Source organism: Aquitalea sp. ASV15 (assembly GCF_016429115.1).
Lineage (GTDB): Bacteria > Pseudomonadota > Gammaproteobacteria > Burkholderiales > Chromobacteriaceae > Aquitalea > Aquitalea magnusonii.
Window position 1 is genome coordinate 1 of record NZ_JAELTZ010000015.1, and the last position, 15,330, is coordinate 15,330.

General features: G+C 58.8%; 12 protein-coding genes and 1 pseudogene. 6 read left to right on the plus strand and 7 right to left on the minus strand.

All coding sequences use genetic code 11. The features are described from left to right. Positions 1-656: pseudogene (locus tag JHD64_RS08595) on the minus strand (peptidoglycan N-acetylmuramoylhydrolase); the annotation flags it as partial. 370 nt (positions 657-1,026) lie between these two features. Between JHD64_RS08595 and JHD64_RS08600 the strand changes: the two are divergent. Next, positions 1,027-1,731 carry a hypothetical protein gene (locus tag JHD64_RS08600; RefSeq protein WP_199052986.1) on the plus strand — a complete coding sequence of 235 codons (705 nt, stop codon included), beginning with the start codon at positions 1,027-1,029 and terminating at the stop codon, positions 1,729-1,731. Positions 1,732-1,785: 54 nt separating this feature from the next. On the opposite strand, the gene trpE is transcribed toward JHD64_RS08600, so the two are convergent. The 4 genes from trpE to rpe all read right to left on the minus strand — a co-directional run bounded on the left by trpE (position 1,786) and on the right by rpe (position 5,523). Continuing rightward, complete coding sequence (trpE, locus tag JHD64_RS08605) at positions 1,786-3,249, minus strand: anthranilate synthase component I (RefSeq protein WP_059284990.1); 1,464 nt, start codon at positions 3,247-3,249, stop codon at positions 1,786-1,788. A 134-nt stretch (positions 3,250-3,383) separates the two neighbouring features. After that, positions 3,384-4,052, minus strand: coding sequence for a phosphoglycolate phosphatase (locus tag JHD64_RS08610; protein ID WP_199052987.1), 669 nt, complete (start codon positions 4,050-4,052; stop codon positions 3,384-3,386). A 20-nt stretch (positions 4,053-4,072) separates the two neighbouring features. Next, positions 4,073-4,843: an SDR family NAD(P)-dependent oxidoreductase gene (locus JHD64_RS08615; RefSeq protein WP_059284992.1), complete on the minus strand. Its 771-nt coding sequence runs from the start codon at positions 4,841-4,843 to the stop codon at positions 4,073-4,075. Continuing rightward, the gene (rpe, locus tag JHD64_RS08620) at positions 4,843-5,523 is read right to left on the minus strand and encodes a ribulose-phosphate 3-epimerase (RefSeq protein WP_059284993.1); all 681 of its coding nucleotides are present in this window, start codon (positions 5,521-5,523) and stop codon (positions 4,843-4,845) included. Before rpe ends, JHD64_RS08615 begins: the two co-directional genes overlap by 1 nt. Positions 5,524-5,628: 105 nt before the next feature. Between rpe and apaG the strand changes: the two genes are divergently transcribed. The 5 genes from apaG to JHD64_RS08645 all read left to right on the plus strand — a co-directional run bounded on the left by apaG (position 5,629) and on the right by JHD64_RS08645 (position 13,443). Then, positions 5,629-6,009 (plus strand): Co2+/Mg2+ efflux protein ApaG, encoded by a 381-nt coding sequence (gene apaG, locus JHD64_RS08625; protein ID WP_059284994.1) that lies wholly within the window; start codon positions 5,629-5,631, stop codon positions 6,007-6,009. Between the two features lie 103 nt (positions 6,010-6,112). Further along, on the plus strand, positions 6,113-7,906 hold the full coding sequence (locus JHD64_RS08630; protein ID WP_199052988.1) for an ABC transporter ATP-binding protein/permease: 1,794 nt from the start codon (positions 6,113-6,115) through the stop codon (positions 7,904-7,906). A gap of 527 nt (positions 7,907-8,433) precedes the next feature. Beyond that, positions 8,434-10,872 carry an EAL domain-containing protein gene (locus tag JHD64_RS08635; protein ID WP_199052989.1) on the plus strand — a complete coding sequence of 813 codons (2,439 nt, stop codon included), beginning with the start codon at positions 8,434-8,436 and terminating at the stop codon, positions 10,870-10,872. Positions 10,873-10,903: 31 nt separating this feature from the next. After that, positions 10,904-11,689, plus strand: a complete 786-nt coding sequence (locus JHD64_RS08640) for a TenA family transcriptional regulator (protein WP_199052990.1) — start codon at positions 10,904-10,906, stop codon at positions 11,687-11,689. Positions 11,690-11,985: 296 nt separating this feature from the next. After that, entirely contained in the window at positions 11,986-13,443 is a 1,458-nt protein-coding gene (locus JHD64_RS08645) for an aminoacyl-histidine dipeptidase (protein WP_199052991.1), read from the plus strand. A 67-nt stretch (positions 13,444-13,510) separates the two neighbouring features. Here JHD64_RS08645 and xerC read toward each other — a convergent pair whose 3' ends face one another. Next, positions 13,511-14,395, minus strand: coding sequence for a tyrosine recombinase XerC (xerC, locus tag JHD64_RS08650; protein ID WP_370540944.1), 885 nt, complete (start codon positions 14,393-14,395; stop codon positions 13,511-13,513). Next, a complete protein-coding gene (locus JHD64_RS08655; RefSeq protein WP_110313313.1) occupies positions 14,388-15,239 on the minus strand; it encodes a MoxR family ATPase in 852 nt (283 codons plus the stop codon). Before JHD64_RS08655 ends, xerC begins: the two co-directional genes overlap by 8 nt. Between the last annotated feature and the right edge of the window lie 91 nt (positions 15,240-15,330).

Here is a 15,330-nt window from a genome sequence, read left to right on the forward strand (position 1 = left end):
GCCGGACTGGCGGCAGCCGGATTGCTCAGTGCCGCATTGTCCAGCGGCAAATTGGTGGCATCAGCCAGCTGGCGTGCCTGGCTGAGGTAATTGCCGGCCAGCAGCAGGCGCACCCGCCGCCACAGCCAGTCCTGGCTGAGCATGCCTTGGGCCGCGGCGGCCGTCAGCAACTGGTTGCAGCCATCGGGAGCGGGGCGCATCTCGAGAAAGCGGTTGAGATCATCCGGCTTCCTGCCCTGGCGCAGGTCTTGCAATTGCCCGTAGCAGGTGGATTCTTCATCCCTTGCCTCTTCCGGCAGCTTTTTCCACTCCGCGGAGAAGCTGCCCCAGTCTTCACGCTTGCCCAGTTTTTTCAGCCACTCATTGCGGATTTTTTCCGGCATCCAGCCTTCGCGCACGGTATTGAGGAAGCCCACTACCTGGCCATCGTTATCACGGTCCAGTGCTTTGAGGGTGAGCCAGTAGGACGGGTAGTCGTGCAGTGCGTAGCTGGCCGGCATGCCTGCCGCGATGCTGGCCAGCTTGCCAAGGTCGTTGCTGCGATAGGCTTCGCGTGCGGCAAGCAGGTCTTCGTTATTGCCTGCCTGGGCCGGCAGGGCGGCGGCAAGCGTCAGGGCAAGGCTGAGGGTGCGGAATATGCTGAACGAACGGGTCATGTAAACGGGTCTTCTCTTTGATGGTCGGTCAGTCTCAGTCTCGCTGTGTCGGATAAGGAATGGCATATGGCGGCGTACGAGCTTGACTGAAAGATTATACCCGCTTCTGCCTTCCTGCCGATGCTGAATGTGCTACTGCCTTGCCGGTCAGCGTTGCTTGACAATGACTCATTCCAAGAACTTTCTGATTTATTGCCATCCTGACAGAGGATAGATTTGCAATTTTATCAATCAATGCGATCACGCCGATAATGGCAAGCATCCTGTTTGGCGTAGTTTCTAAAAAATTTTCTTACGGCGAGGGATTGACTGTTTGATGATTTGCAATGCCAGGCACAACTGGATATTGCTGCCACATTGGAGTGATGATATGTATCAATTGAGTGATTTGTTTATGTTGTTCCAGTATCACTTTAACTATATTGTTCAATCTTATCCTTATGTAATATTGCAATTCTTGTTGATGTGTGTTTTGTTTGCAATGTCAAGGAGTGGCATTTTGGAGGCGTTTGTTTCATTCGTTGCTCCTGGATTTTTTCGGCGCGATTATGCATTGCTGATGTTTGTTTTGATGATGCTCGTCAGCGTCACTTTGGCTGTATGTTGTTTTGTTTTTAATAATGTTGTATTTAATATGAGTAGTGAATTTGTCTATTTGGCAGGTGTTGTCTTGGGTTTTCGTAAAGGCATGGTCATTTTGCTGATTGGGTGCTGCTGCAAGGTTTTGCTACTGTATCTGGAATCGGAGAGTGCTGCATGGATGTTGTATATGTTTTTGGATTCGATATTTTATTTTTTGGCGGGTCTGTTTTTTTCGATGATGTTGTATGTTGGATTGGAAAGCATTTCTGCAAGCGAAATTCTGTTTATTTGTCTGAATAAGATTACGGTATCCATGGTGTCAGCCACTTTATGGTTTTCCATAATGGGAGATGCATGGTTTCCCGGATTCGATATCTTGCTGTTTCGCTTGGTGGCGTGGCCGATGATAACTATCCCGATGATGACCGTGTTTCTGTTTCTGTTGCGCACAGGGGTGCGTCAGTCCTTGCAGCAAACACTGCATACAACATGACAAACCCCGCCGTGGCGGGGTTTGCATTGTTTGCTGCAAGGTCTGATTGCTGGTTCAGGCATCCAGTCCTGCTTGTGCCAGCTCGGCAGCGCGAATCACCGCGCGGGCCTTGTTCTGGGTTTCCTGCCATTCCGATTCGGGTACCGAATCGGCCACGATGCCGGCGCCGGATTGCACGTACAGCATCTTGTTCTTGACCACGGCAGTGCGGATGGCGATGGCCAGATCCATGTCGCCATTGAAACCCAGGTAACCCACGGCACCGCCATACACGCCGCGCTTGGTGGGTTCGAACTCGTCGATGATTTCCATGGCCCGTACTTTCGGCGCTCCGGACAGGGTGCCGGCCGGGAAGGTGGCCTTGAGGATGTCGATATTGGACACTTCCGGCTTGACGCTGCCTTCCACGCTGGAAACGATGTGCATTACGTGGGAATAACGTTCGATCACCATATTGTCGGTGATGTTGACGCTGCCGGTGTTGGCGACGCGGCCGATATCATTGCGACCCAGGTCCATCAGCATCACGTGCTCGGCAATTTCCTTGGGGTCGGCCAGCAGTTCTTCGGCCAGGGCCTCATCTTCCTCGCGGTTCTTGCCGCGCACACGGGTGCCGGCAATCGGGCGTACGGTGACGGTTTCCTGCTCGCGCCGTACCAGGATTTCCGGCGAGGAGCCGACAACATGGAAGTCGTCGAAATGGTAGAAGAACATATAAGGCGAAGGGTTCAGGCTGCGCAGGGCACGATACAGCGACAGCGGCGAGTCGCTGTAAGGCATCTGCATGCGCTGCGACAGCACCACCTGCATGATGTCGCCGTCGACGATGTACTGCTTGCATTGCGCGACAGCCTGCTTGAACTCTTCCTGACCATATTCGGACACCGCCTTGCTGGGCTGGGAAGGTAGTGACAGCGGAATATCCATTGGTTCGCGCAGGCGGGCGCGCAGCTGGCCGAGCCGGCTTTCCGCCTTGGCCAGAGCATTGGGTACGGCTGGGTCGGCGTAGACAATCAGATAGAGCTTGCCCGACAGATTGTCCACCACCGCCAGTTCTTCCGACACCATCAGCAGGATATCCGGCGTGCCAATGGCATCTGGCTTGCGGGTGGCCGCCAGGCGTTTTTCCACATAGCGGATGGTGTCGTAGCCGAAATAGCCGACCAGGCCACCGGTAAAGCGTGGCAGGCCGGCGACCGGCGGTGCGCTAAAGCGCTGCTGGAAGGCTTCGATAAAGGCCAGCGGGTCGCCTTCGAACTGCTCGATCACCTTGTCACCGTATTCTACCTGTACCTTGTTGGCATTGACGCGCAGGCGCGTGGTGGCAGGCAGGCCGATAAAGGAGTAGCGGCCAAAACGCTCGCCACCCACTACCGATTCCAGCAGGTAGGAGTAAGGCTGATTGGCCAGTTTGAGATAGACCGACAGCGGGGTGTCCAGGTCGGCGAACAGTTCCAGCGTTACCGGAATACGGTTGTAACCAGCTGCGGCCAGCTGGTCGAATGTGTCATGCGTCATGAGTGAGCTACCTTGAAACCGGATGGAAAGCGAAAGAAGTAAACAGGGTGTGGCTTAGCGTTGCCATCGCCAACTGGCCGGTGCGGGCAGGATAGTCATGATGCAGATGCAATCCGTATTGAATGTTGTAGTGGTCAGTTATTTTTCATCAAATCGTACAGTTCGGCAAGATTGCCGATGACCAGATCGGCCTGCAGCGTGCTGGCATCAGCATAGCCATAGCTGACGGCGAGGGCCGCAGCACCGGCCGCGCGGGCGGACAGGATGTCGTTTTCGGAGTCGCCCACCATGGCCAGTTCGCTGCTGTTGATGCCCAGCACCTCGCAGACATGCTGCAGTGGCAGTGCCGAGGGCTTTTTCTCGGCCAGGGTGTCGCCGCCGATCACCAGGCTGAAGGCATCGCGCAGCTCCAGTTGCTGCAGCAGCGGCACGGCCAGGTATTCCGATTTGTTGGTGACCACCACCAGCGGCAGTTGCAGGGCGCGCAGCAAGGCCAGGCCATCGCGCACACCGGGATAGACGCGGGTGTTGTCGCTCAGGTGCTCGTGATAATAGCGCACGAAAAAGCTGAAACCCTGCTCCCACAGAGCGGCAGCCGCCTCGCCGTGGCGTTCATCGGTAATGGCACGGTGTACCAGGCTGGCAATGCCGTCGCCGACATGCTCCTGTATGCGCATCTCGGCCAGGGCCGGCAGGCCCAGATGCTGGCGCATGGCATTGGCCGCAGCGGCCAAGTCGGGAATGGAGTCAACCAGGGTGCCGTCCAGATCGAAGGCGACGGCTTTGATGTGTTTCAGATTCATACGATGTCAGGTCTGGAATATCAGTTCTGGGCTGGGTCCGGCAAATGGCGGATGTCGAGTACGGGGTCGCGGCCGAAGTCTGCGCTGAGCAGATGGTCGGCCAACTGGCGGGCGGCCTGTTGTGGCGTGCTCAGGCTGCCTGTGCGCTTAAGCTCATCGAACCGTTCCTTGTTGGGGAACTGCGCCGGGTCGCTGTCGCGGATATGTGCCTGCATGTCGGTATCCACCACGCCGGGATACACGGCGGCAATCAGTGCCGGGTTGGCGCAGGCTTGCTGCTCTTCCGCCACATGGCGGCAGAAGTGGTCAAGCCCGGCCTTGCTGCTGCCGTAGACGCCCCAGCCGGGATAGGCTTTGACCGCCGCCCCCGATGAGATGCACAGAATGCGCAGCTGGCAGTCCAGCTCGTCGCTCAGCCGCAGCAGGGCATCGGTCAGCAGCATGGGAGCCGTCAGGTTGATGGCAATGGCCTGCGTCAACTCGGCTGTCGGGTAGAAGCCAGCACTGGCGATGGGCATGACTACGCCGGCATTGTTGATCAGCAGCAATTGCCGGACAGCCTGCATGGGCAGCAGTTGCAAGGCTTCGGCCAGCAGGCCGTGCAGGGCAGGGCTGTCGGCCATGTCGGCGCGCAGGTAGTGCAGCTGTTGTGGATATTGCTGTGCCAACTGGCGAAACTGCTCGCTATGCTGTCTGGCCAGCCCCACCACCACAAAGCCGCGCTGCAGTAACTCGGCACACAGGGCCAGCCCCAGTCCACGCGAGGCGCCGGTGACGATGGCCGCTTGCATCAGGCTACCTTGGCCAGTTCGGCACGCATGGCGGCAATCACCGCCTGATAGTCCGGCTGGCCGTAAATGGCCGAGCCGGCAACAAAAGTGTCCGCGCCGGCGGCAGCGACGGCAGCGATATTGTCGACCTTGATGCCGCCGTCAACTTCCAGCCAGATCTCGCCGCCATGCTTGGCGGTATACTCGTCGATGCGCTGGCGTGCCGCGCGCACTTTTTCCAGCGCATGCGGAATGAAAGACTGGCCGCCAAAGCCCGGATTCACCGACATGATCAGCACCATGTCTATCTTGTCCATGACATGGTCAAGGTAGGACAGCGAGGTGGCCGGGTTGAAGACCAGGCCAGCCTTGCAGCCGGATTCCTTGATCAGGCCCAGGGTGCGGTCGATGTGTTCGGATGCTTCCGGGTGGAAGGTGATGATGTCGGCGCCGGCCTTGGCAAACATCGGCGCCAGGCTGTCCACCGGCTTCACCATCAGGTGCACGTCGATGGGGGCTTGTGTATGCGGGCGGATGGCTTCACATACCAGGGGGCCGACTGTCAGGTTCGGCACATAGTGATTGTCCATGACATCGAAGTGGATGATGTCGGCTCCGGCGGCGATGACATCGCGCACCTCCTGGCCCAGACAGGCGAAATCGGCGGAAAGGAGGCTGGGGGCAATACGGAAGTTGCGCATGGTCTACCTTGCAAACACGGATGGGGTCATGAAATGGCGTTTATTCTACCGCGCCCAAGGCCAAAGGCGGGATAAAATGCAGTACAACAGCACAAGGAAAACAGCATGCCAGACAAAACCTACCAGATAGAGGTGGAGGCCGAGCCGCATTACATCGCCGAGCAATCGAACGTGGCGACCGATGTTTATGTGTTCGCTTATCGCATCCGCCTGACCAATACCGGCAGCGAACCCGCCCAGCTGGTCAGCCGCCACTGGATTATTGTCGATGCCAATAATCAGGAACAGGAAGTGCGCGGCATGGGCGTGGTGGGCGAGCAGCCACGGCTGGAGCCGGGCCAGTCCTTTGAATACAGCAGTGCCACGCATCTGAAAACCCCTTATGGCTCCATGCGCGGCAGCTACCAGATGCTGGCCGACGACGGCAAGCGTTTCGATGTCAGCATTCCCGAAATGACGCTGGTGGCACCGCGCGTGCTGCATTGATGCCGCCGGGACCTGCTGCCGTATCTTGCCAGAGCCGCCAGCTGGCGGCTTTGCTCATCCATTTTCGCGCCGGCGCTGGCCGGCATATCGACAGGTAGTTTCCATGCGCTTCACCCATAGCGGTCCGGCTCCTGCCAATCGCAACGACTGGCAAACCCTCAAGACGCTGCTGCCTTATCTGTGGGCTTTCAAGGGCCGGGTAATATTGGCGCTGGCCTGCATGATTCTGGCCAAGGTGGCGGCGGTCACGGTGCCGCTCTATCTGAAGGACATCGTCGATCAACTCTCCGTACCGGCCACCCTGCTGGCGGTGCCGGTGATGGCGCTGGTCGGCTATGGCCTGGCCAGGCTCACTTCCAGTGTGCTGGGCGAGCTGCGCGATGCAGTGTTTGCCCGGGTCATCCAGGGAGCGGTGCGCAGCGTGGCGCGCAGTGTGTTCCAGCACCTGTTCCGCCTGTCGCTGCGTTTTCATCTGGAGCGCCAGACCGGTGGCATGAGCCGCGACATCGAACGCGGAACCAAGGGCATTGGCTTCCTGCTCAATTTCACCGTGTTCAACATCCTGCCCACCCTGCTGGAAATCGGCATGGTGGCGGCCATTCTGTTCCGCCGCTATGCCTGGGAATTCGCCGTGGTCACGCTGGCCACCATTGCCATCTACATCGTGTTCACCCTGCTGGTGACCGAATGGCGCACGGTGTTCCGCCGCAGCATGAACGATCTGGATTCCAAGGCCAATGCCAAGGCCATCGATGCGCTGATCAATTACGAAACCGTCAAGTACTTCAATAACGAAGCCTACGAAGAGGCGCGCTATGACCGCAATCTGGCGGCCTGGGAAGCCTCTGCCATCAAGAACCAGGTTTCGCTGTCCATGCTCAATGCCGGGCAGGGCATCATCATTGCCAGTGGTGTCACCCTGATCATGGTGCTGGCCGCGCGTGGTGTGGTGAATCACAGCATGACGGTTGGCGATGTGGTGCTGGTGGCCACCTTCATCACCCAGTTGTATGCACCGCTGAACTTCCTGGGCTTTGTCTATCGCGAGATCAAGCATTCGCTGGCGGATATCGAACGCATGTTCGGCCTGCTGTCCACCAATCAGGAAGTGGATGACGCACCTGCTGCGCAGCAGCTGGACACGCGCCAGGCCAGCATCCGTTTTGCTGGCGTGGAGTTTGGCTACGACAGCAAGCGCACCATTTTGCATGGCCTGAATTTCGAGATTCCGGCGGGCAGCTCGCTGGCCGTGGTGGGCGCCAGTGGTGCTGGCAAATCCACATTGTCGCGCCTGTTATTCCGTTTTTATGATGTGGGCCGCGGCAGCATCAGTATCAACGGCACCGATATCCGTCAGTTGCGACAGGATAGCCTGCGCAGCCATATCGGCATCGTGCCCCAGGATACCGTGCTGTTTAACGACAGCATCTATTACAACATTGCCTATGGCCGGCCGGATGCCAGCCGTGACGAGGTGATGGAAGCAGCGCGTTCGGCGCATATTCACGACTTTGTGATGAGTCTGCCCGATGGTTACGACACCCAGGTGGGCGAGCGCGGGCTGAAACTGTCCGGTGGTGAAAAGCAGCGGGTGGCCATTGCCCGCACCATCCTGAAAAACCCGCCCATCCTGATCTTTGACGAGGCCACCAGCGCGCTGGATTCGCGTACCGAGAAAGCCATCCAGCAAGAGCTGGCTGCCATCTCGGCCAATCGTACCACCCTGATCATCGCCCACCGCCTGTCCACCATTGTCGATGTCGACCAGATCATCGTGATGGAAGATGGCCGGGTGCTGGAGCGGGGTAGCCATCGTGAGCTGATCGAGCATGGCGGGCGTTATGCGGAAATGTGGCATCTGCAACAGGAACAGCAGGCGGGTGAGCTGACAGCTTAGAGCGGCTAATAAAACCTCGTAGAGAACCCGGGCCAAGGCGCGCCGACGCAGACAGTACAAAAAGTACGGCAAGGAGGCGCAACGCAGGAGCGGGGGTTTTGTTAGCGGGTCTTAAGGTGGGTGTTGCTCTGGTATGGCATGGAAAGCTGCTTCGGCAGCTTTTTTCATTGTGCATGGGAAAAATGCAGCTGTTACAAATACTTGTGCCAAAGCGGGCTATACCTATTAGATGACTATGCCAGATGCAAGCCGCCCTGCGTTGACAGTATGTTTAATTGACATTTAAATATTAGTAATAAATATCGCGGACAATCGATAAGCGCCGCTGTCTGTGGCTGGCGGTCGGCAGACGTGGCAACGCTGGCGTCTGCTGGCTGGTCATGGCCGCCGCGGCAGATGGCGTGGCGATGGCGGACTGCAGCTAGCCGCGACGGCATGCCCCAGCATGCTATCTGTGGTAAAAATGATCGGGTGTGGATGATAATTCCATAAATGAGCAATGCAGTAAGCGGGGGGCAATGTCTGCAATGAGTGCGTACGGCAGCCGCAGGCTGATACGGGTAGTCTGGCCCTTTGTCGCCATTGTGGGCGCCTTGTTGCTGATCAGTGCCTTCAGCTTCAATGCCTTGTCCACCATCCGTGCCTATGTGGGCGGGGAAGGTCTGTGGTCGAAGGCGCAAAAAGATGCCATCTACTATCTGACGCGCTATGCCGGCAGCCGTTCGGAACAGGATTTCCAGGCGTACAAGGCGGCCATCGCCATCCAGTTGGGCGACCGGCAGGCGCGACTGGCGCTGGACCGACCGCAGCCCGATCTGCAACAGGCCCGGTCCGGGCTGATGCAGGGTGGCAACCATCCCGACGATATCGCCAACGTCATCAATGCTTTCCTGTGGTTTCGCCATGTCAGCTATCTGAGCCAGGCCATTCATTACTGGGAAATCGGTGACAGCTATATCGTCGAGATCTCCAGCATCGCCGACCGGCTGCATGATGGATTTACCCGCAGCTATATCGGCGATGACGAGCTGATGGTGCTCAGCCGGCGTATTTCCGATATCAACGAAGAGCTGAAAGCGCCGGCGCGTTCCTTCTCGGAAGTGCTGGGCGAGGGCTCCCGCTTTGCCACGAGCATGCTGTGGTGGATCAACCTGATGACCGGGGGAATCTTGCTGCTGCTGACCGTGCGCCAGGTACAGGTTTTGCTGCGGCAGTCCGCCCGCTTTGAGGCGGAGTTGCATGCTGAAAAGGAAAGGGCGGAAACCACGCTCAATTCGATTGGCGATGCCGTGGTCACCATCGATCTGTCCGGCAAGCTGCGCTACCTCAATGCCGTGGCGCTGCATCTGGTCGGAGGTGCAGGCAAAGGTGCCATCGGTCGTTATTTCGAAGACGTGTTCTCGATGATCGATCTTTCCGGCAGCAGCATGGACCTGATCACCACCAGCCAGTTGCGGGCAAAGTGTGAAAGCAAGCAGACCTATCCCAGCCTGCGCCTGCAAGGACTGGACGGCAGCAGTCACATGATTTCGCTGGTGGCCGCACCCATTCACAACTCGCTTGGTCAGGTGGACGGCCTGGTGCTGGCCTTGCACGACAAGTCGATCGAGCAGCAATACATCAATCATTTGTCCTGGCAGGCGGCGCATGATGCGCTCACCGGCCTGTATAACCGGCGCGAATTCGAACAACGTGTCACGCGCGCACTCAGCCGGCTGATGGTGACGGAAACTTCGCATGCCCTGCTGTTCGTCGACCTCGACCAGTTCAAGCTGGTCAACGATACCAACGGCCATGCAGCGGGCGACGAGTTGTTGCGCCAGGTATGCCGGGTGTTGCAGGAACAGCTGGGTCTGTCCGATGTACTGGCCCGCCTGGGAGGCGACGAGTTCGGTGTCTTGCTGGAAGATTGCCGGGTGGACGAGGCGCTGGACAAGGCCGACCGTTTGCGGCGTGCAGTGCAGCAGTCCAGCTTCCAGTGGGAAGGCATTCCCTTCTCCATCAGTGCCAGCATCGGCATGGTATTCCTGGGCGAGGCCGGTGCCACGCTGGCCGAGGCGCTGCAGGCGGCAGACATCGCTTGTTACATGGCCAAGGAAAAGGGCCGCAATCGCATCCAGCTTTATAGTTCGAAAGACACCGAGCTGGCGGTGCGTTCGGTGGAGATGGCCTGGGTGCAGCGTCTGCGCACCGCCATGGAGCAAGAACGCTTCTGTCTGTACAGCCAGGAAATCGTGCCATTGCGGCCGGTGGCCAAGGGGGCAGGGCGGCATGTCGAAGTGCTGCTGCGGCTGCGTGACGAAAACGGCAACATCATCTTGCCAGGGTCCTTCATCCCGGCGGCCGAGCGCTTCGGCCTGATGCCGGATATCGACCGCATCGTGGTGCGCCAGACCTTCGAAACCTTGTGGAACATGCGTTCGCTGGGAGACCGGTCGATTGATGTCTGCGCCGTGAATCTGTCCGGTGCCACGCTGTGTGATGACAATTTCCTTGATTTCATCCGCCGGCAGTTTGTCAGCTATGACATTCCGGCCGGCATGATCTGCTTTGAGATCACCGAAACCAGCGCCATTTCCAATCTGCAGCAGGCCACCCGCTTTATCAGCGAGCTGAAGGGCCTGGGTTGCCACTTCTCATTGGATGATTTTGGTGCGGGCATGTCCTCATTTGCCTATCTCAAGCATTTGCAGGTCGACTACCTCAAGATCGACGGCAGCTTTGTCAAGGACATGGTGGACGACTCGGTGGACAGGGCCATGGTGGAAATGATCAACCATATCGGCCATGTCACTGGCAAGAAAACCATCGCCGAATTCGTCAGTGCGCCAGAAATCCTGGCGGAGCTGCAAAGAATTGGAGTGGATTTCGCCCAGGGGTATTACATTGGCGAGCCCGCTCCTTTCATCCCTCCCTTGCACGGCAGGCCGCAGTCGCTGTTGTATCGTCTGCCCGATGGGGAGTGACACAGGCCCACAATTGAGAAAGAGGTCCAGAATGAAAGACCAGCATCAATTTGTCAGAACCGGTCCCTTGATGGAAGTGTCCAGCTACCCGGAGTGGACGCAGGAAATGGTGCATTACTGCGATCGCTTCAAAAGCGAGGTGGTCGAGCACGATTTGTTCACCCAGATGAAGGAAGCGCGGCTGGAGCATTCCATACACAAGGCTTTCCTGTCCGGCGGCTGGCCGGTCATCGACCAGTTTCCCCAGTACATGGCGATGAATTTGCTGAAAATCCGCTATGGACAAGGCGAAGGGCATGATATGGCGCGGCGCTACCTGATCCGCAATATTCGTGTGGAGCAGAATCATGCCGATCACTGGGTCAACTGGGCGAGTGAATCCGGCGTGGATATCCAGGCCATGCTGCACAACCAGCATGCGCTGGAGACGCTGTCGCTGAGCCAATGGTGCTGGCAGGTGTGTGATCGTGAATCACTGGCCGTGGCCATGGCCGCCACCAATTACGCCATCGAAGGCGCGACGGGCGAGTGGTCGGCCCGGGTCTGCTCGGAAGACCGCTATGCCAATCTGTTTGACGAGGAAGTGCGCGCCAAGGCCATGAAGTGGCTGAAGCTGCATGCCAAGTATGATGATGCCCATCCATGGGAAGCGCTGGAAATCATTGTGACCCTGGTGGGCTTGCAGCCCAGCCAGGTGACCATCACCAAGCTGCGCAATGCCATCTGCAAGAGTCATCAGTTCATGCGCTTGCTGCTGGATCATTACATGCGTCCGGCCACACAGGTGGCCGCCCGCGCGCAGTTGGCCCTGGCCTGACCCTTCCTCCCCGCATGGACTGCATCCTGTTTGCCGGGATGCGGGCCATGCCGCTCTCCATCCGGCGGCTGTGTCGCGCAGCCATGCTCCTGCTGCTGATCTGTCCTGCGCCTGGTGTGCCACTCTTCCGGGCCGCAATGTGTCGCACCGTGGCTGCATTGCAGCATGACCACGCGTCGCCAGCATGATAAAGTCGATTGTGTACAAAACAGGGCTGTAGGCAACAGTCTCTGCCACGTTTCATCGATGATGGTGACGTAATATGCCCATCAGCACGTCAAGACAAAGGATACATTGTGGTCAATATCGCCGAACTCCAACCGCAGGCGGTCTGGGAGCATTTTCAGACGCTATGCGAGATTCCGCGCCCCTCCAAGCATGAGCAGCAACTGCGCGACTACCTCAAGGGCTGGGCCGAGCTGCGTGGCTTGCAGACGATTGTGGACGCGGCGGGCAATCTGATCGTGCGCAAACCGGCGACTCCGGGTTATGAAAACCGGGTGGGTGTGGTGCTGCAAGGACATCTGGACATGGTGTGCCAGGCGAATGCCGGTACCGAACACGATTTTTTCAAGGACCCGGTGCGGCCCGTGCTGCGGGATGGCTGGCTGGTGGCGGAAAACACCACACTGGGCGCGGATAACGGCATCGGCGTCGCCATGGGGCTGGCCGTGCTGGCCAGTGAGGATATTCCGCATGGCCCGGTTGAAGTGCTGATGACGCTGGATGAAGAGGCCGGCATGGGCGGGGCGCTCGGGCTGGAAGCCGGCCTGTTGCAAGGCAGCATGATGATCAATATCGATACCGAGGAATGGGGTGAGTTCTATATGGGCTGCGCCGGCGGCGTCGATGTCAATGTCACCCGCGAGTATCAGACTACTGCGCTGCCCGCTGCTTATGCCGTGAGTGCGCTATCGGTGCGTGGCCTGAAGGGTGGTCACTCCGGTGCTGACATTCATCTGGGGCGTGGCAATGCCAACAAGATTCTGGTCCGCCTGCTGCGCGAACTGCAGGCCGATAGCGATTTGCGCCTGATCAGTTTCAGTGGCGGTACTGCCCGCAATGCATTGGCACGCGAGGCGCAGGCTGTCGTGGCTTATCCGCAGCAGGATGCGGCCAGCGTGGCTGCCAGACTGGATGCCTTCCAGTCCTTGTTGCGTTTCGAGCTGGCTGGTGTAGACGAGGGTGTCACCGTGGAGTTGGCTGCAGCCTCGGCGAGCCAGGTGCTGGCCATCGAGGATCAGCAAGCCATTCTGGCTGCGCTGCATGCTGCCCCGCATGGGGTGAAGCGCATGAGCCAGCGGGTGAGTGGCGTGGTGGAAACCTCGAATAATCTGGGCGTGGTTCGGGTGGAGGGGGGCAAGGTATTTGCCAACCTGATGGTGCGTTCGCTACTGGACTCCGGTACCTGGATGCTGGCGCGCGAAGTGGAAAGCCTGTTTGGCCTGGCCGGCTTTGCTGTTGAGATGGAAGGCGGCTATCCGGGCTGGGCGCCCAATCCGCAGTCGCCGTTGCTGGCGTTGTTTCAGCAGGTATATGAGCGAGAGTTTGCTGCCAAGTCCGGCGTGCAGGTGATTCATGCCGGGTTGGAGTGTGGCATTATCGGCTCCAAGTATCCTGATATGGACATGGTTTCCTTCGGTCCGACCATCCGTGGTGCGCATGCGCCGGGCGAGCGGGTCGAGGTGGAGTCGGTGGGCAAGGCCTGGCAATTGCTCAAGGCCGTGCTGGCGGCGATGCCCGAGCGTCGCTGAGTCCTTGTGCGGCAAAGAAAAAGCTCCGGATGACGGAGCTTTTTCTTTATCCATTTCTCAAGGGTGTTCAGTCTTTCTTTTTGGCGCGCGGGTGGGCTGCATCATAGACCTTGGCCAGGTGCTGGAAATCCAGTGCGGTGTAGATCTGGGTAGTCGACAGGTTGGCGTGGCCCAGCAGTTCCTGTACCGCCCGTAAATCGCCTGAGGATTGCAGGATGTGGCTGGCAAAGGAGTGGCGCAGCATGTGCGGGTGAACATGGCGGTCCATTCCCGTGCGGATCGACCAGGCGGCCAGGCGCTTTTGTACCTGGCGGCTACCCAGGCGCTGGCCGTGACGACCGACAAACACGGCCAGACAGTCTGGCGTGCTGTGCCGTTCTGCCAGCCATTGCTGCAGGTAGCTCAGCGCCGTGCGGCCTATGGGCAGCAGACGTATCTTGTTGCCCTTGCCGCGCACCCGCATCAGTTGCTCGGCCAGATCCAGATCCGGCAGATCCAGATTGACGGCCTCGGACAGGCGCAAGCCGGAAGAGTACATCAGTTCGAACAGTGCACGGTCGCGCAGGCTGAGGCTGTCATCCGGCGCAATATGCTCCAGCAGGGCGGCCGTGCCATCCACCGGCAGCGCCTTGGGCAGGGGCTTGTCCTGGCGGGGTGCACGCAGACCCAGACAGGGATTGCCGCTGACCAGTTGCTGCTGTAACAGCCAGTCGTAAAACTGGCGCCAGGATGACAGCTTGCGCGCCAGGCTGCGGCTGCCCAGGCCGCGGGCGTGCAGGGTGGCCATGGCCTTGCGGATGTCGTCGGCCTTGAGCTGCAGGCAATCGCGTTCGCCAAGCAGTGGCTGCAGGCTGTGCAGATCACGCAGATAGGCATCCAGCGTATGCGGGCTTTTACCTTGCAGCCGCAGCTGGTCGGCAAAGCCCTGTAGCAGTGGGAGCAGCTCAGCCACGGCGCAGTTTGGTCATTTGCGCCAGGCGCTCAAACAGCGACAGATCCTGCTCGTTTTTCAACAAGGCCCCGGCCAGCGGCGGCAGGCTGGCCTTGTCATGCCGGCTGGCCAGCTCTTCGCTGCTGATATCCTCGCTGCCCAGCAGCTTCAGCCAGTCCAGCAATTCCGACGTGGTGGGCTTTTTTTTCAGGCCGGGCAGTTCGCGAATGGAAAAGAACACTTCCATGGCCTGGCGGATCAGTTGTTGCTGCAGGCCCGGATAGTGCACGTCGATGATGGCCTGCATGGTCTCGCGGTCCGGGAAGCGGATGTAATGGAAGAAGCAGCGCCGCAAAAAGGCATCGGGCAGCTCTTTTTCATTATTCGAGGTGATGATGATGATGGGGCGTTGTCTGGCGCGCACGAATTGCTGGGTTTCGTGGACAAAGAATTCCATCTGGTCCAGCTCGCGCAGCAGGTCGTTGGGGAATTCGATGTCGGCCTTGTCAATCTCGTCAATCAGCAGCACGGGGGCGGTGTCGGCTTCAAAAGCCTGCCACAGCTGGCCCTTGATGATGTAATTGCCGATGTCCTGCACCTTGGCGTCGCCCAGCTGCGAATCGCGCAGGCGGGATACCGCATCATACTCATAAAGGCCATGCTGGGCCTTGGTGGTGGATTTGATTGGCCAGACAATAAGCTGGCGGCCAAGGCTGGCAGCAATTTCCTCGGCCAGCATGGTCTTGCCGGTGCCCGGCTCACCCTTGACCAGCAGTGGGCGTTGCAGGGTGATGGCCGCATTGACTGCCATCATCAGGTCGTCGGTGGCAACATAATGTGCGCTGCCGTTAAAGCGTGTACTCATAGGGGTTGGCCCGGTAGTGATGACAACACAAAGCCGCCAGGATGGCCCGGCGGCTTTCATTCGGCTGGCCGCTACCCTGGATGAAAGAGCA

Excerpts from the sequence above, each read along its gene's own strand:
- JHD64_RS08635 (WP_199052989.1), top strand. The coding sequence starts at position 8,434 with ATGAGTGCGTACGGCAGCCGCAGGCTGATACGGGTAGTCTGGCCCTTT.
- JHD64_RS08630 (WP_199052988.1), top strand. The coding sequence starts at position 6,113 with ATGCGCTTCACCCATAGCGGTCCGGCTCCTGCCAATCGCAACGACTGG.
- JHD64_RS08600 (WP_199052986.1), top strand. The coding sequence starts at position 1,027 with ATGTATCAATTGAGTGATTTGTTTATGTTGTTCCAGTATCACTTTAAC.
- JHD64_RS08655 (WP_110313313.1), bottom strand. The coding sequence starts at position 15,239 with ATGAGTACACGCTTTAACGGCAGCGCACATTATGTTGCCACCGACGAC.
- trpE (WP_059284990.1), bottom strand. The coding sequence starts at position 3,249 with ATGACGCATGACACATTCGACCAGCTGGCCGCAGCTGGTTACAACCGT.
- JHD64_RS08610 (WP_199052987.1), bottom strand. The coding sequence starts at position 4,052 with ATGAATCTGAAACACATCAAAGCCGTCGCCTTCGATCTGGACGGCACC.
- JHD64_RS08615 (WP_059284992.1), bottom strand. The coding sequence starts at position 4,843 with ATGCAAGCGGCCATCGTCACCGGCGCCTCGCGTGGACTGGGGCTGGCC.
- apaG (WP_059284994.1), top strand. The coding sequence starts at position 5,629 with ATGCCAGACAAAACCTACCAGATAGAGGTGGAGGCCGAGCCGCATTAC.
- rpe (WP_059284993.1), bottom strand. The coding sequence starts at position 5,523 with ATGCGCAACTTCCGTATTGCCCCCAGCCTCCTTTCCGCCGATTTCGCC.
- JHD64_RS08640 (WP_199052990.1), top strand. The coding sequence starts at position 10,904 with ATGAAAGACCAGCATCAATTTGTCAGAACCGGTCCCTTGATGGAAGTG.